The sequence below is a fragment of the Candidatus Nitrotoga sp. 1052 genome, from assembly GCF_927312905.1.
Taxonomy (GTDB): domain Bacteria; phylum Pseudomonadota; class Gammaproteobacteria; order Burkholderiales; family Gallionellaceae; genus Nitrotoga.
The window spans coordinates 49082-62994 of record NZ_CAKMHQ010000012.1 but is presented as its reverse complement, the minus strand read 5'-3'; the positions used below and the strand labels follow the sequence as shown (position 1 = coordinate 62994).

General features: G+C 50.2%; 14 protein-coding genes and 2 pseudogenes. 9 read left to right on the top strand and 7 right to left on the bottom strand.

The window, feature by feature from the left end; genetic code table 11:
* Window positions 1-215 precede the first annotated feature (215 nt).
* Entirely contained in the window at window positions 216-536 is a 321-nt protein-coding gene (locus MJ768_RS02370; protein ID WP_239287726.1) for an integration host factor subunit beta, read from the top strand.
* Here the strand turns inward: MJ768_RS02370 and MJ768_RS02365 are convergent.
* From MJ768_RS02365 to MJ768_RS02345, 5 genes are all read right to left on the bottom strand, one after another.
* A complete protein-coding gene (locus tag MJ768_RS02365; protein ID WP_239287725.1) occupies window positions 497-1771 on the bottom strand; it encodes a Y-family DNA polymerase in 1275 nt (424 codons plus the stop codon). The two genes, MJ768_RS02370 and MJ768_RS02365, sit on opposite strands and share 40 nt — an antisense overlap.
* A 9-nt stretch (window positions 1772-1780) precedes the next feature.
* Window positions 1781-2386: a LexA family protein gene (locus MJ768_RS02360; RefSeq protein ID WP_239287724.1), complete on the bottom strand. Its 606-nt coding sequence runs from the start codon at window positions 2384-2386 to the stop codon at window positions 1781-1783.
* Between the two features lie 32 nt (window positions 2387-2418).
* A complete protein-coding gene (locus MJ768_RS02355) occupies window positions 2419-3099 on the bottom strand; it encodes an SOS response-associated peptidase (protein WP_239287723.1) in 681 nt (226 codons plus the stop codon).
* Between the two features lie 436 nt (window positions 3100-3535).
* Entirely contained in the window at window positions 3536-4033 is a 498-nt protein-coding gene (locus MJ768_RS02350) for a GNAT family N-acetyltransferase (protein ID WP_239287722.1), read from the bottom strand.
* Window positions 4033-4314, bottom strand: a complete 282-nt coding sequence (locus MJ768_RS02345) for a type II toxin-antitoxin system TacA family antitoxin (protein ID WP_239287721.1) — start codon at window positions 4312-4314, stop codon at window positions 4033-4035. Before MJ768_RS02345 ends, MJ768_RS02350 begins: the two co-directional genes overlap by 1 nt.
* 356 nt (window positions 4315-4670) lie before the next feature.
* On the opposite strand from MJ768_RS02345, the gene MJ768_RS02340 reads away from it, so the two are divergent.
* The 3 genes from MJ768_RS02340 to MJ768_RS02330 all read left to right on the top strand — a co-directional run bounded on the left by MJ768_RS02340 (window position 4671) and on the right by MJ768_RS02330 (window position 6932).
* Entirely contained in the window at window positions 4671-5015 is a 345-nt protein-coding gene (locus MJ768_RS02340; RefSeq protein ID WP_239287720.1) for a toxin-antitoxin system TumE family protein, read from the top strand.
* Window positions 4996-5340 carry an HVO_A0114 family putative DNA-binding protein gene (locus MJ768_RS02335; protein WP_239287719.1) on the top strand — a complete coding sequence of 115 codons (345 nt, stop codon included), beginning with the start codon at window positions 4996-4998 and terminating at the stop codon, window positions 5338-5340. The genes MJ768_RS02340 and MJ768_RS02335 overlap by 20 nt, the downstream gene beginning before the upstream one ends.
* 500 nt (window positions 5341-5840) lie before the next feature.
* The gene (locus tag MJ768_RS02330; protein WP_239287718.1) at window positions 5841-6932 is read left to right on the top strand and encodes a hypothetical protein; all 1092 of its coding nucleotides are present in this window, start codon (window positions 5841-5843) and stop codon (window positions 6930-6932) included.
* A 101-nt stretch (window positions 6933-7033) separates the two neighbouring features.
* Here the strand turns inward: MJ768_RS02330 and MJ768_RS02325 are convergent.
* A pseudogene (locus MJ768_RS02325) lies at window positions 7034-7181 on the bottom strand (IS110 family transposase); the annotation flags it as partial.
* A 31-nt stretch (window positions 7182-7212) separates the two neighbouring features.
* A pseudogene (locus tag MJ768_RS15250) lies at window positions 7213-8195 on the bottom strand (IS110 family transposase).
* Window positions 8196-8847: 652 nt separating this feature from the next.
* Here MJ768_RS15250 and lepB point away from each other — a divergent pair.
* The 5 genes from lepB to trbC all read left to right on the top strand — a co-directional run bounded on the left by lepB (window position 8848) and on the right by trbC (window position 13905).
* On the top strand, window positions 8848-9429 hold the full coding sequence (gene lepB / locus MJ768_RS02305) for a signal peptidase I (protein ID WP_239287713.1): 582 nt from the start codon (window positions 8848-8850) through the stop codon (window positions 9427-9429).
* Window positions 9430-9432: 3 nt separating this feature from the next.
* Complete coding sequence (mobH, locus tag MJ768_RS02300; RefSeq protein WP_239287712.1) at window positions 9433-11535, top strand: MobH family relaxase; 2103 nt, start codon at window positions 9433-9435, stop codon at window positions 11533-11535.
* 90 nt (window positions 11536-11625) lie between these two features.
* The gene (traW, locus tag MJ768_RS02295) at window positions 11626-12258 is read left to right on the top strand and encodes a type-F conjugative transfer system protein TraW (RefSeq protein ID WP_239287711.1); all 633 of its coding nucleotides are present in this window, start codon (window positions 11626-11628) and stop codon (window positions 12256-12258) included.
* On the top strand, window positions 12242-13249 hold the full coding sequence (locus MJ768_RS02290; protein WP_239287710.1) for a TraU family protein: 1008 nt from the start codon (window positions 12242-12244) through the stop codon (window positions 13247-13249). The genes traW and MJ768_RS02290 overlap by 17 nt, the downstream gene beginning before the upstream one ends.
* The gene (gene trbC / locus MJ768_RS02285; RefSeq protein WP_239287709.1) at window positions 13249-13905 is read left to right on the top strand and encodes a type-F conjugative transfer system pilin assembly protein TrbC; all 657 of its coding nucleotides are present in this window, start codon (window positions 13249-13251) and stop codon (window positions 13903-13905) included. Before MJ768_RS02290 ends, trbC begins: the two co-directional genes overlap by 1 nt.
* Window positions 13906-13913: the final 8 nt, after the last annotated feature.

The following is a 13913-nucleotide window of genomic DNA, read 5'->3' as shown; positions in this document are numbered from 1 at the left end:
AATGACCCGCTCCAACCTAATATCTCGCCTAGTCTAGTTACACCCTCAACTAATAATCAAAGATGCCGATAGTAAATAGCCAAGGCAATCCATTGATTGCACTGACCACTACACTAACAAACTGCTTGCTTCCGTCTTTGCTAAATCGTCTGCTTTCTACGGCTAAGAGGATGTTCTGTAACCGTGAACTATCACCAGTTAGTAAAGGTACCAGCATGAATCGCTCTGATCTAATATCACACCTAGCCGACCTGCATCCTCAACTTCAAATTAAAGATGTCGAAAGCATAGTCAAGGCAATCATTGATGCACTGGCCACTACACTATCGAATGGTGGGCGTATTGAGATACGTGGTTTTGGCAGCTTTAGATTGAATTACAGACCGCCACGCAATGGACGTAACCCAAAAACTGGTGAACGATTGGAAGTGCCTGCGAAATACGTGCCACACTTTAAGGCCGGCAAAGAGCTCAGGGATCGAGTAATCAAGGGTAGCTACTCTACTTCCGGCAATTCAAACCAGTCAGTGGTGTAGTTCGGAGACTGCCTCTCCCTCCGCATTGCCCAGCGATGCTTTAAGCCAGATGCGGCCAAGGTTACGCTCCCCTTTCCCATTTTCTTATTGATCGCATCCAGAGTGCGCATCATGTTGATAGACTTGGCTTGCTTATCGGTGTCATCAAATAGCGTCGCTTGAATCGATTCTTTACTCTGAAGTCCCATCAACAGCACGCCGCTTTTCTTGTAGTGAAAACCACTGCGATAGATTTCCTTCAAGCCCATGAGCGCAGCACCGATGAGTTCCATCGTGTCATCGCTGGGTTGATTCAATGACACTGTGATGGCCCCATTGTATTGAGGCGCTTCAGTCTTGAACGGATTGGTATGGATATAAACTGAAATGTTGGCAGCAACCGAACCGTCTCGCCGCAGCTTTTCGGCTGCCAGTGTGGTGAAGTAGGCAATTGATTCCGACAGGTCATCCAGTCCCGTCACCATGGTGCCGAATGAGCGGGAAACAATGATCTGTTGCCGTGGTTTACCTATTTCTTCCAGCCTGATGCAGGAGACGCCGTTGAGTTCCTGCACGGTGCGTTCCAGAACGATCGAGAACTGACTACGAATTCTCTTAAGATTGGCCGTGCGCAGGTCTTCGATGGTCTTGATTCTCATGGCCATGAGTCCCTCGGAGATGCGCCGCCCAACTCCCCATACATCTCCGACCGGAATGCTGGAAAAGAGCTCACTACGTTGGGCATCATCCAGCAGTCCGAAGTCGCATACACCGTCCGCACCAGCAAATCCTTTTTTGGCGCAGTGGTTGGCCAGTTTGGCCAGCGTCTTGGTATCAGCGATACCAACACAGACAGGAATACCAACGTTGCGCATGATAGTCTGCCGCATCGTCTTACCGTATGCCATCAACGATAGCGGATTAAAGCCATCAAGATCAAGGAAGCATTCGTCAATCGAATAGATTTCCTGGCGTGGAGAGAACGTGGAAAGAATGGACATTACACGCTTGGATAAGTCGTCGTAGAGCGTGTAATTGCTTGAGAACGCAATGATGCCATGCTGTTTGGCCAGCTTTTCCAGCTTGAACCATGGCTCGCCCATCCTGAGACCAAGCGCTTTTACTTCATTGGAACGGGAGACGACGCAGCCGTCGTTATTGGATAACACCAAGACTGGTTTGCCTTCAAGTTTGGGCTGGAAGACGCGCTCGCATGAGACGTAAAAATTGTTGCAGTCGATGAGGGCAAGTGCCATGGTTCACTATCAGATGAACTTCTTCACTGTGGAGGTCACTACTCCCCACACTTGCAGTTCCTGTCCGTCTTTGAGTTCTATTTCTTTAAAACGTGGATTTTCTGGTTTGAGGATGGTCTTGTTATCCCGCAGGATAAGACGCTTCACCGTCAAGTCGCCATCTATTATGGCAATGACGATGTTGCCAGATGAGGGGGTCAAGGACTTATCGACTACGAGCAAATCACCATCAAAGATGCCAGCGTCAATCATGCTGTTGCCCTTGGCGCGCACAAAGAAGGTTGCATCCTTGTTTGTGATCAAGTGTTGGTCCAGACTTAACCTGGCTTCGATGTAATCATCGGCGGGAGACGGAAATCCGGCTGGCACTTTATGGCTAAACAGGGGCACCCGGATGGGCTGGCTATCCAAGGCCGGGTATAAAATGTCATTTTTGAAGCGTGCCCCTAGCCGCTGAGCTTTGCAAGCCGCAAGGATGCCCCCAACCGTTTCGACTATGCTTTCCGGGATACGCATGAGCTTTGTGTTTTCACCGTAGGGACTTGAGCCGACTTTACGGCCAGCACCAGGCCGCGTGCCGCCGCGTGTTGATGATTTTGAGTTGGTTTGTTTCATATGATTATCGTAACAATAATCATAAGTGCAGGTCAAGCAATGTTTGGTAGGGGTTCGACCAGTCCAGCATCATCCCGTAATCCAACTCGATTGAGTTCGCGGGTGACCGGCCAGACTTGCAGGGAATCAGATTCACACGGATGAATCATCTGGAGCTGTTTAGCGGCTTGGTGTTCTTGTGGTGAAAGCCAAGCAGCCCATTGGTCTGGATTCAGGATCACGGGCATACGATCATGTATCGGTTCCATGAGCGAGTTCGCTGCGATAGTGATGATGCAGCAGCCTTCAATGGGCTCCCCATCTTCAGGATGCCATATCTCCCAAAGACCGGCAAAAGCTAGGGGGTCACCGGACTTGAGACTGACATACCACGGATACTTGATGCCATTCTCTGTTTTCCATTCATAGAAGCCCGATGCGGGGATGAGGCAGCGCCGATGCTTGAAGGCTGACCTGAATGATGGCTTCTCCGCAACGGTTTCGCCCCGTGCATTGGCGAGCTTGTTGCCTATTGTTACATCTTTTGCCCATGACGGAATCAAGCCCCAGCGCATCTTGTGGAGATGCCTGTTCCCTTCTGCATCAGCAGTGATGGAACAGATGCGAGACGATGGGGCAATATTCCAGGATGGCAGGAATTCCAAGTCGCCGGTCAGCTGGAAGTATTCACCGAGCTTCTTGGGATTTTCTTTCAGTGCAAAGCGGCCACACATATTATTTACCTCGCCATAGCCCTTCAACCACGGTGAAAATCAGGCAAGAATTCTACGCCCGTTCGTCGAACGAGTTCTTCATCGCTGATTAGCTTACCTATCCTAGATTCATCAGTGTTGTCTAGCCAAATGGGCCGACTCTCGATTTGTGGCGTGATCATAGACCCATTGATGCCAATGTTGTGTCGATGATCATCTGGTAAAGGCCAGAAGCCGACACTAATGAGAGAGATAGTTATGTGCCACAAATGATTATTTAATCACTATTTCCTTATCGGCCTTATGTAGCGCTGCACATAAGGCCGAGGAACGGGCATCTGAAAAGTTGCCTGAACGGCAATTCATGGCGCGCTGCGAAAATCCAATCTTGTTTTTTCACTATTAGAAATCATCGCTTAGTCTTGTCTATATGTCAGCATACAATTTTCTTGCGAGCCTATTTTGCCTGAAACACAGAAGCTGGCAGCAACATCCTGCCTGCTTGTCCTTGCAGCGGGATAAAACCAAAGTGCTTATAAAACGAAATTGCATCATCATCTTTGGCGTCAATGATGATTCCAGCCACGGCCAGGACGGTGCTGGCTTGCGATACTTTTTGGCAGGCATCGGCAAGCAGGATTGAACCCAACCCCTTGCCCTGGAATTTTTTATCCACTCCCAGCCGACCGATCAGTGCAACCGGCACCGGATAGTGGGGAAGCTTACGCGCCAGGGATGCCGGGAGGCTCGAACAACTCACGCTCCCTGCACTCAGGGTGAAAAATCCGGACAGTTGCCGTGGATCATTTTCCGGTGTGGCGATAAAAACCCGGGAAATATTTCTGCGCACATCCTGCGACGCATAGCGGCGGATATAGTCATTCAGGGGCTCGCTACCGCACTGAAAATCCGCAGCATTGATGAATGCATCAAGCGGCCTGATGCAATAAGTCATCAGCGGCGAACTTGATCGGCGTGACGCTTGAAAGCGCGCTTCAGTGCTGCATTGGGTTTGGCCGGTACATCCAGCGCTGTCAGGAACGCTTCGAAGTCTTTGGGTTTCAATGTGATTGATTCATGTTCCTGCACCACCCGCTCTGCGGATGCCAATGCATTCGACAGGACAAATTCGGAAATGCTGACGTGGGCATAACTGGCCGCCTTATCCAGCAACTGGCGAGTGCGGCTGTCGCAGCGGATATTCAGGCGATTTTCCTTGAGCGTTGAGGTTTCCATGTTGGACTCCCAGAGACTAATGGCTAAATTGTGCGCCATCTGTGCTCACATTGCAAGGGGGCTCTCTCGAAGCAATCACGGGGTCAGAGTAGCATTTATTGGGGGGTGTCTATTTTCTTTTGTGGTCGCCCTGCCTTTCTTGGTATAGATAATATTACTCTGCCCCCGATTATTAGGCTATGCGGGGCTTTAAATGAACCTGAAAACCATAGGTGCGTTTTTCAGGCCGTAATGAATGAAGCGATGTCACAGGTATCGGAGTCGGTTTCAATTTTCATCATGCCAACCTATGAGGTACGTGCAAAAACAATTCGAAGCTGAGCCCGTTTAATTCAGTTTATTTTTAAGGACCTCATGTGTTGTTCAATTTGACAACACGCCAGCATGTTGTTATTGTCTCCAACATGAATGCCCGCGAATTATTCAACCGACGCGTTGCTGTTACGGAGCAGGCCTTTGCGGAGCTGGTGCTGTGGGAAGTGCCCGAGCCGCTTTCCGGCAGCAAGCATCGCTACAAATATCGTTTGGCCTTCGTCGTTGCCGGAAAGTGTGTGCTGCGTTATGACAACGAATCAGGCAAGGGCGATCATAAACATGTGAGTGGCAAGGAAGTTAAATACAGCTTTGTTTCGGCTGACAAGCTGGTGACGGATTTTTTTGAAGATGTGAAGAGGTGGCGCGATGAAAACAGTAACGATTGATGTACGACCATTGACGGACACGCTGGGCGATTTCACCAAGACATGGAAGAGCGGCAAGCCTACCGCGCCGCGCATCAGCTTTGAATCGCCCGAACTGCTATTTAAAGTGTTGGCCGGCAAACGCTGGGAACTATTGATCGCAATGACAGGTGCAGGCGCAATGTCCATCCGCGAGGCGTCGCGGCGCGTCGAGCGCGACGTCAAAGCCGTGCATGGCGACGTGACCGCATTGCTTAACGCCGGGCTGCTGTCAAAAACAGACGATGGCATGATCGTGTTTCCGTTCGATGCCATCCATGTGGACTTCATGCTCAAGGCGGCTTGAGGTGAGGATCAATTGAGTCTGACCCTATCAGTCATTCAGAGACAACGAGATATACTGAACCATACGAAGAGCGCTGTGGGAGTCAAGAAACGATAGCCTCTACAAGCCGTACCAAGTGCTATGGCAGCCGCTTTTTCAAAAATTAAAACGTAAAGCGTTGGTAGAAAATGCAAATTGATTCGTTTTTGTTCGGTGTCCGAAATAGAATGAACAAAACTCGAATTAAGATTGTCGATCGCCATGATCATCTGAAAAAAAATTTAAGTTATAGACACAATAGAACAATTGAGTGCACGATGAGATTGATCTTGCATGGCTAAAATGAATGGGTAACAGTAGCATCGCATTGGGATGCCAAATAAGTGATTGAGTAGGTGGTTATGATAGGTCGAGAGAAGTTGGGCTTCATTTCATTCAACCCCAGCTTCCCAGCTTATTTGCGCATCCAGACGGACAAATGTCTGGGTTATTCAATCAAACAAAACTGAGAGGAAATTACTGTGCTTAGAAGAAGACTCGCAATTGTCTCTGTCATACTCTTCCTTTCCTCATCATTATCACACGCAGCCGGAATCGGCCTAATTTTGAAAAAGCTTGCCATGGAGGCGGGAAAGGCTGCGTCTTCTGAAGCAGGCAAAAGTTCCGTGGATTATTTTAAAAAAATGTTTAATAAGGACGCTACCCTCAAAAAGCAAAAGCAATCTCCACAACTTCGGGATGTAGAAAGTGGCGAGATTAGAAAATGGTTGATTTCACCAGTAGGGACATTGAGTAAGAGTGAAATTAAAGAGATTGCAAAGACCCTTAAATCACTTGATCAAAACAGAGAGCAATCCATAAGCATTAACGTCAACAACAAAGTTGAAGAGATATCGAATACTCAGGTCGACATCAAGAATGGCCTCCTAATTAACACAACTGACGGTCCGGTAACCCTTAATACCCAAAATGGCACACAAGGTGTTCAAATCATAGGAAATAATAATAACCCTCAGGTATACATAAATAGTCCGAACGCGGTACAGAACGTCACCCAATGGTATCAAGGCACGTGGCATGTTGATGTTGATAAAACGATGAAATTGAATGCCGACAATATCGAAAAATTAAATGCTCATATAGCTAAACTCGTAGCTAAACTCGGAATACCCCTACCTTATAATTTAGATGAATTCCTAAAATCAATAACCTATAAATTTTATAAAAATCATGGGGTTAAAAAAATGCCTGGAGCAAACAATAATAGTAATAATAGCAAGCAAATAGGTAATGTAAATACTACATCTTATAGTTATTATTCTTCTATCGGGCTTCAGGAATTTCATATAACACCTATATCTGACAGTAGTGCAACCCTGACTTTAAATAACCCCAATAATACTGAACCCACACCTGAATATATTCGTGTAGCACCCAAACTAATGGAAATTGAGCTTGTAAATGATCCAAAAAAAGGGGTGTATATAACAGAAAATATGCAATTGAGCAGCTGCATAGATTGCGACCCGGCTATTCCAAAAGGGAATGAAAAGTTTGAATACCAAAATTTGGATTTTAATATGTTCCTTAAAAAAACAGAGGAAGGGCATTAAGCCCAGTGCTTATGATCAATCATTGAAATCTATTTTAAAACCCTCGGTTGTCGCCTGAACGAAGTCGAACTAGTGTAGCTCGGTAGTTACCGTCTTAATTGTTAAGCATTTTTAAAATAATCGTATTGATATGCCTGTTGAGTTTTAAGTACGCCAACGCACAAAATGCACCTGCTTGCGCATCGCGGCGCCCAAGGCGGACATCTTGGACTTGCCTGGGACAAGCAGGCGTTCATACACAGCTTTGACGGTTGAAGCCATGTAGATACCATCTTTAAAGTCAAGCATTTTTCAGGTAATCGTATTGATACGGCTGCTGAGTTTTGAGTACGCCAAAGCACAAATGCACCAGCTTACGCATTGCGGCACCGAGGGAGGACATCTTGGACTTGCCTCGGGCAAGCAGGCGTTCATAGACAGCTTTGACATGTGGGTTGTAGCGTGTTCCTACGACGGCAGCCATATAGAGCACGGCGCGTATTCTGGCGGGGCCGGCCTTGGACATTCTTGCGCGTCCCAGCACTGAACTACCCGACTGTCGTCCCACCGGAACGAGTCCCAGATAAGCCGCCAACTGTTCCGCCGAACCGAAATCATGGTTGTTCACAGAGAGTATATTGCTCCCCACCTGCGGGCCAATTGCTGGAATACTCTGGAGCAATGCCCTATCTTTCTGAAGATTCGAATGCTTGTCGATGTGTTCGTCAATATCCTTTTGCAGCTGGGCTAACTGCTTGACCAGAACCCAATGCTATCTTCAAGTGATTTATGAATCAGCGCTGGCGTGTCTGTGGCAACGGCTTTCTCCTGGCGATTGCGCTCGCGTTGTAAATCTTGGGCAATGGCTTCACGGCGGACCAACAACGCTTGCAGTACCCGCGCTTCCTGAGGAGGCGGCACCTAAGCTTTGGGTTTGAGTAATGCGCCATAACGGGCCAGCACAACGCTGTCCACGCCATCGGTCTTGATGCGCACGGCAAGCCCACGACCAAAATCTTTAACCTGCGCCGGATTGATGATGGAAGCCATCACGCCAGCATCCGCGAGCGCCATGGCAGCTTGTTAGTGATAGATGCCGGTGGCTTCCATGATGATATGCAATGCTTCTGGGGAAACGTTTTGTTTAGCAACCCAAGCCAGCAAATCAACGATGCCTGACTGGGTGTTTTTCACTACTTTGATCTTGCGCTTGCCACTGGCTTCATCCAGCAACAGGCAACAATCCAATTTGGCTTTTGCCACATCCATACCGAGATAGAACATGATGACCTCCTGTTTCAATGTTAGCCAACTTCGCCCACTTGCCTTGTGCATGCAGGGTTCACCCCTTGGATACCGTTCAGTGTCTATGCTGGCGAAAGGTGAAACAGAGGGCTTGATCTACGTTACAAGGTCGAGCCTTAAGGTTGGGCTCAAGCTTCCTCTGCTTCGTGTAATGGTAGCTAACCACCAAGGAAAGAAAGATACAAGGGTGGGCATGTCTTTGTGCCCACGCGGTCAATTGACCCGAAGCCCCCTATACCCCTCAAGCCCCCTACCACTCGCCCGCTCGCCACATCAGGAACAGTTGGGGTCAGTCCTAACATTGAAACATTTTGTTGGAATGTTAGAACTGACCCCACGATTTGCGCGATTTGAACTGACCCCGCGATTTTGAATATGAACCATCTCAATTGAGCGGAGAGGTCAGGTTTTACATAGAGCCTAGCGATGGTGTCTTGCTGCCATGTCGGGATGCTTTGAGACCATTTTAGAATCTCTCGCAGGATCGTCACTGGCTTTTCTTCCGTTGTTTGGAGGTTGGGCAGATAAATTACTTTCAGATCATGGCAGTTCATATGAATTGCATATGGCCAGAAAAAATTAACTTAGATTCACACCCACACATAAATTGCAACACAGATTCTGCGCATAATTGCTCAGAACTCTCCTGATTTTATTGTGCTTCCCGCGCGACAATTGTTGCATGGAAGACATTCGATCCCTCAAGGCGTTATTCTGGTTTTCAGGCAAGATGGATGTGCTGTACGAGCATCTCTGTCGCCAGTACAAAACATACATCCTGCTGCTGCTTACCTATCTCGCTTTCTCGCTACGGTATGAGTTTGCCGTCAACGTAAGCCGAAGTCTTCCGGGTACGCTGTACCTCATAGAGAAGGGCGACCTCCCCAAGCGAGGGGAGTATGTTGCCTTCAACTACCAGAGCAATTTTCTGTACCCACAAGGCACACGCTTCTTGAAGCGCGTAATGGGCACAGCGGGCGATTCTGTCCAATCCCGCGACCACAAATTCTATGTCTATGGGACATTCGTGGGTGAGGCAAAACCTGCGACCAGCACCGGGCGACCGATTCGGGAGCTGGGGTTCAATGGCGTGATCCCCGCTGGTCACTACTATGTAATGGCCGATCACTCGCTGAGTCTTGATTCCCGGTATGAAGCGGTCGGATTGGTGTCAGCCAGCCAGGTCATCGGCAAGGCGTTCAAGCTGTTCTGATTCATGGATACCTTAACTGATCGACTGCTACGCAAATTCTGCTTTCTGCCGAGCGCGCATGAGGCTGTGCAAATCAAACAGATTGCGTCTGCGAAGCGGATTGAAGACTTGCAAAGAATACCGCGCTATCCGCCATTCATGGAGGGATTGCCGGTGTATGCCCCCGCCGAACTGCTCGCCACGCAACACGAACTAACGGGCGGAATTCGCCAGCTGATTGCTGACGCGGAGCTGCTGGCAACTCACTACAACCCGGCGATGTTGCGCCTGGCCGCTTTTGTCCATCTTTTGCCGGCCTCGCAAGCGCATCATCATCGCGGGGCGGGCGGCATGTTGCGCCACTCTCTCGAAGTTGGTTTGTGGGCACTGCAACAGACTGAGGGCAAGCTGATACGCGGCGTGATCACGCCACAGCAACGGCGGGTGATAGAGCCGCGCTGGCGGCTGGCCGTGTTCCTGGCTGGCATCTGCCACGACCTCGGCAAGGTGGTGACCGACTTGACTGTCACCGACCGCGCGAACACGCAGAAATGGCGACCTTACCACCAAGGTGTTTATGACTGGGCGTTGGCGCACGACATCGAGAATTATTTTTTGCATTGGCAAGAGGGGAGAGGAAGACATCACACCAATGTGTCCAGCACCTTGATTGATGCGGTGATTGCCAAAGAGTCGTTCGACTGGATAAGTGACGGCAGCACGGATGTGGTGATCTGGTTGACGGAATCGCTCAACAGCAACCCCGGACAATCCAACCAGATACATGACTATGTGGTCAGAGCCGACCAGTTAAGCGTCGAACGTGACCTGAAAACCATGGGCGTGGCGATGGCAGGCTACGAGATCGGTGTGCCCGTCGAGCGGTATCTGACCGACATCATGCGCCGTCTGGTGCGAGAGGGCGTGTGGCGAATCAACGAACCTTCCGCCAGAGTATGGAATATCAACGGCATTACCTACCTTGTCTGGCCGATGGCGGGTGAGGAGATTGCCCGGCGCACAAACGATGAAGACATTCCCGGCTTACCCAAAACCCCGGATGGCATCCTCGACATGATGGTTGAAAGAGGGATTGCCTGTATGCGCGAAGGCGATGGTGATCCTTACTTCTATATTGCGCCCGACGTGCTTACTGATAAAATCCCCACCCTGAAACTGAAGTCCATCCGGCTGCGCGATCAGGCGCTCATCAGCACGATGCCGATTGCGCCTGTCGCCGGCCGCGTGATTGGCAGCAACGAAGCTGCTGGCCGCACCGAAACCCATGTTGACGCAGAAAACCTAGCACCTCCCCAGCACCTCTCCAGCACGTCTGAGCAAGTGATCAGCACCGGCACAGAAAACCCAGTACACCTACAGCACGTCTCCAGTACAGCTGAGTCAGAAACCCTTGGGCCAGCAACTCCTGTCACCGCCGAGCAACTCACCGGCAGCATGGGTGAAATGCTCAAGGTATTGATCGATGACTTCCGAACCGGCAAGAAAGCATTGAATGACCTTGCTTTGCATCCCGAAGACGGCTGTTTGCGCCTCAAGTGGCCCAATGCCTTTTCCGGTTATGAATTCACCCCCAAACAGATACTGGATGGCCTTACCGAGCGCGGCTGGATGGAAGCAGACAGTGATGTTGCCAAAGTAGGTGAAGCCGAGTTCGCCAGCGGCGTAGCCAAGGCCATCAGACTTACTCGGTCGATCAGCAATCTTTTTCCGCAGCGCGCAACAACCGCGCCTCAATGCGCCACTATCAATACGGTTTTCGCATCCGATCCGCAGCTGAAGACAAAGGCAGTTCGCCAGCCTGTCACGAGCGATGCGTCTGAGCAGCAGAACATCGTCACACCTCCCAATAGCAAGCCAAGGAAGCGAGCTGCGCCAAAGCCACGCGCGTCTAGCAATGCTGCGATCAAAGATCAATCGTCACCGCCTGTTGATCTGCCTGGCCAAATAGCCAAACTAAACGAACTGTTGCAAGCGGCTCAGAGGGACGGCAAAGAACTGACCAAGCGTGACATCAACTTGTTGGTGCAGCAGAAAGTGGGAGTCAAAGCTGCAGCCCATTTCATGCGAGGCATCAGACCTTCCGGCATCCCGGAATTGAGAACATGAACACAAAGCAGATCATCATCTTCACTGGACCGCACGGACATTGGCTGGTCTGGCATTCGATACATTCAGACTTGCAAAACGGACGGTGAGATGCGAAGCCACTTTTATCTTGCTCCGCTTTACGCTGTGGTGATCGCCACTCAGATCGGTTTGGCTCACGCAGAAGACCTCGGTGTCATCGGCAAGACGTATGACATTGCCGAACATGATCTCATCGAGTTCATCAAGGACAAATTGCGCCACATGGAGAAAACCGGGGAGCTGGCAAAACGACAGACTGAATACAAAAACCGCGTGATGTCGGGCATTAAACATCCCAGGCCGATACCGGGTATTCAAGCCACAGAAACAGCCAATACACACTATTACGACCCTTCCATAGTCACGGACAAGGATATTGCTGACGCAACCGGAAAAATTCTTTATCCCCGTGGCACGCGCGTTAATCCGCTCGATTACATTGGCTGGAATAAATACTTGTTGTTCGTGGATCCGCGCGATGCCAAGCAGTTGGAATTCAGCAAAAAAATTACCGCAGCATCCGACAGGCCGGTCAAGCTGGTGCTGGTAGCAGGCGCCCCATTGGAGCTGATGCGTAAATGGAAGATGCCCGTTTATTTCGATCAAGGCGGCAGACTAACCAGACGTTTCGCCATCACCCAGGTGCCCGCCATCGTCAGACAAGAAGGGAAGAGGCTGCGTATTGATGAACTACGTTACTAAAACATTACTCTGTGCGTTCGGCCTGCTGATATGTGGACAGAATGCGCTGGCATCTCTTGAGTGCCATGGGCGTTTCCCCAATCCGATTACCGACATCTGTTGGAGTTGTGTTTTCCCGATCACGTTTGGTGCGGGCGTGCTGTCTCTACCCATCGCGCTCGGGCAAGAGGACACGCCGAATCCTGGCGGTGCGCCGATTTGCCTGTGCGGCGTCAATCCCGGCATCAAGATCAGTTTCTGGGAGCCAGTGCGTCACGTCGATGTGGTGCGAAAACCATTCTGCATGACATCGTTGGGCGGTATTGATATGAACCCCGGATTCGACGCACCACACGGCACACAAAGAAAAAAAGACAACTCTGACACCAGCTCGTTCTATCAAGTGCATTGGTATGTTGATCCGAAATTGATATTGCTAGAAGCCGTTGTAGATAGTCCGTGTCTCGAACAGCAGGTGTTCGATGTGGCCTATCTCACCGAACTCGATCCGCTTTGGAATGATGACGAAATGACCAGCATCCTCAATCCGGATTCATTCCTGTTTGGCAACCTGGTAGCCAGACTCGCCTGTGGCGCGGATTGCGTTGCGTCCTCCCTTGGATTTGGCAGCAACACGTTATTCTGGTGTGCCGGTTGTCAGGGTTCGATGTATCCGTTGAACGGACATGTCGCTTCACATATTGGCGGCGTGCAGGCATCGAGCCTGCTGGTGTCGCGCATCATTGCCAAAATGCATCGCGAAGGGCTGATGTGGGCCGCATCGGGGAGTTCCGGGCTGTGTGGATACTACCCGCAACTGCTCATGGACAAGACCAACTACAAATACCAAATGCACTTTCCGGTAGCGCAAGACAAGATCAATGGTAAATGCTGTCAGCCGCTAGGCCGCACAACTGTCATTTGGGGCGCTGGTAAAGAAATTTCGGCCGCTGGCGAAGATTTTGCCTACATGATCTTCCGCAAGCGGAACTGTTGCCAGGGACCATTCTGATGGTGAATGTCGCGTCGCGTATCACATTGGCCTGTGTGCTTGTTTTGCTGGTGCAGCAAGCCAGCGCGGAAACTGTACTGGAAAGATCAAACCGGATCCTCCAGGAGATCAACGAGCGCGTTGTTAATAAATACCGCTCCCCCGCACTTGATGTAACCGCATTGCCTCAACCGGCGACCACCGCAAACCCGGAAGACGTGGCAAAGCAATTCCACCAGCAGCCCTTGCAAACAAAGCCAGCAACACCAGAGATGATGATCTTTGTGTCGTTCTCGATGCCGCGAGAAAGTTTGCTGCGCATTGTTGAACAGTCGGAAAAAACCGGTGCGCGACTGATTTTCCGTGGTTTCAATGGCGACAAAATGACCGACATGTCAAAGCGCATCAGCGCGCTGCTAGGCAATCATCGTGTCGAAGCAGTCATCCATCCGCCCGCGTTTACTCAGTTCAAAGTGAATCAAGTACCTGCCCTGGTGCTCGCTCAATCCGACGCTGGCGACAAACTGGAGAGCGGCTACGCTCAACCGGATCGGTATGTGAAGGTTACGGGCGACGTAAGCCAGGACTACGCACTTGAATACATCGAGCGCACGTCACCGCAATGGGCGGCGACTGCGCGCTTGTTTGGCGACAAAGTCAAAATGGATCATCAATGAGAGCAGGG

What these genes read in the sequence shown, in the direction of transcription:
- MJ768_RS02345 (WP_239287721.1), bottom strand. Translation starts at nt 4,314, where the DNA reads ATGGAAACCTCAACGCTCAAGGAAAATCGCCTGAATATCCGCTGCGAC.
- traW (WP_239287711.1), top strand. Translation starts at nt 11,626, where the DNA reads ATGCGAAGCCACTTTTATCTTGCTCCGCTTTACGCTGTGGTGATCGCC.
- MJ768_RS02355 (WP_239287723.1), bottom strand. Translation starts at nt 3,099, where the DNA reads ATGTGTGGCCGCTTTGCACTGAAAGAAAATCCCAAGAAGCTCGGTGAA.
- MJ768_RS02360 (WP_239287724.1), bottom strand. Translation starts at nt 2,386, where the DNA reads ATGAAACAAACCAACTCAAAATCATCAACACGCGGCGGCACGCGGCCT.
- MJ768_RS02370 (WP_239287726.1), top strand. Translation starts at nt 216, where the DNA reads ATGAATCGCTCTGATCTAATATCACACCTAGCCGACCTGCATCCTCAA.
- trbC (WP_239287709.1), top strand. Translation starts at nt 13,249, where the DNA reads ATGGTGAATGTCGCGTCGCGTATCACATTGGCCTGTGTGCTTGTTTTG.
- MJ768_RS02365 (WP_239287725.1), bottom strand. Translation starts at nt 1,771, where the DNA reads ATGGCACTTGCCCTCATCGACTGCAACAATTTTTACGTCTCATGCGAG.
- mobH (WP_239287712.1), top strand. Translation starts at nt 9,433, where the DNA reads ATGGATACCTTAACTGATCGACTGCTACGCAAATTCTGCTTTCTGCCG.
- MJ768_RS02335 (WP_239287719.1), top strand. Translation starts at nt 4,996, where the DNA reads ATGAAAACAGTAACGATTGATGTACGACCATTGACGGACACGCTGGGC.
- MJ768_RS02350 (WP_239287722.1), bottom strand. Translation starts at nt 4,033, where the DNA reads ATGACTTATTGCATCAGGCCGCTTGATGCATTCATCAATGCTGCGGAT.
- MJ768_RS02290 (WP_239287710.1), top strand. Translation starts at nt 12,242, where the DNA reads ATGAACTACGTTACTAAAACATTACTCTGTGCGTTCGGCCTGCTGATA.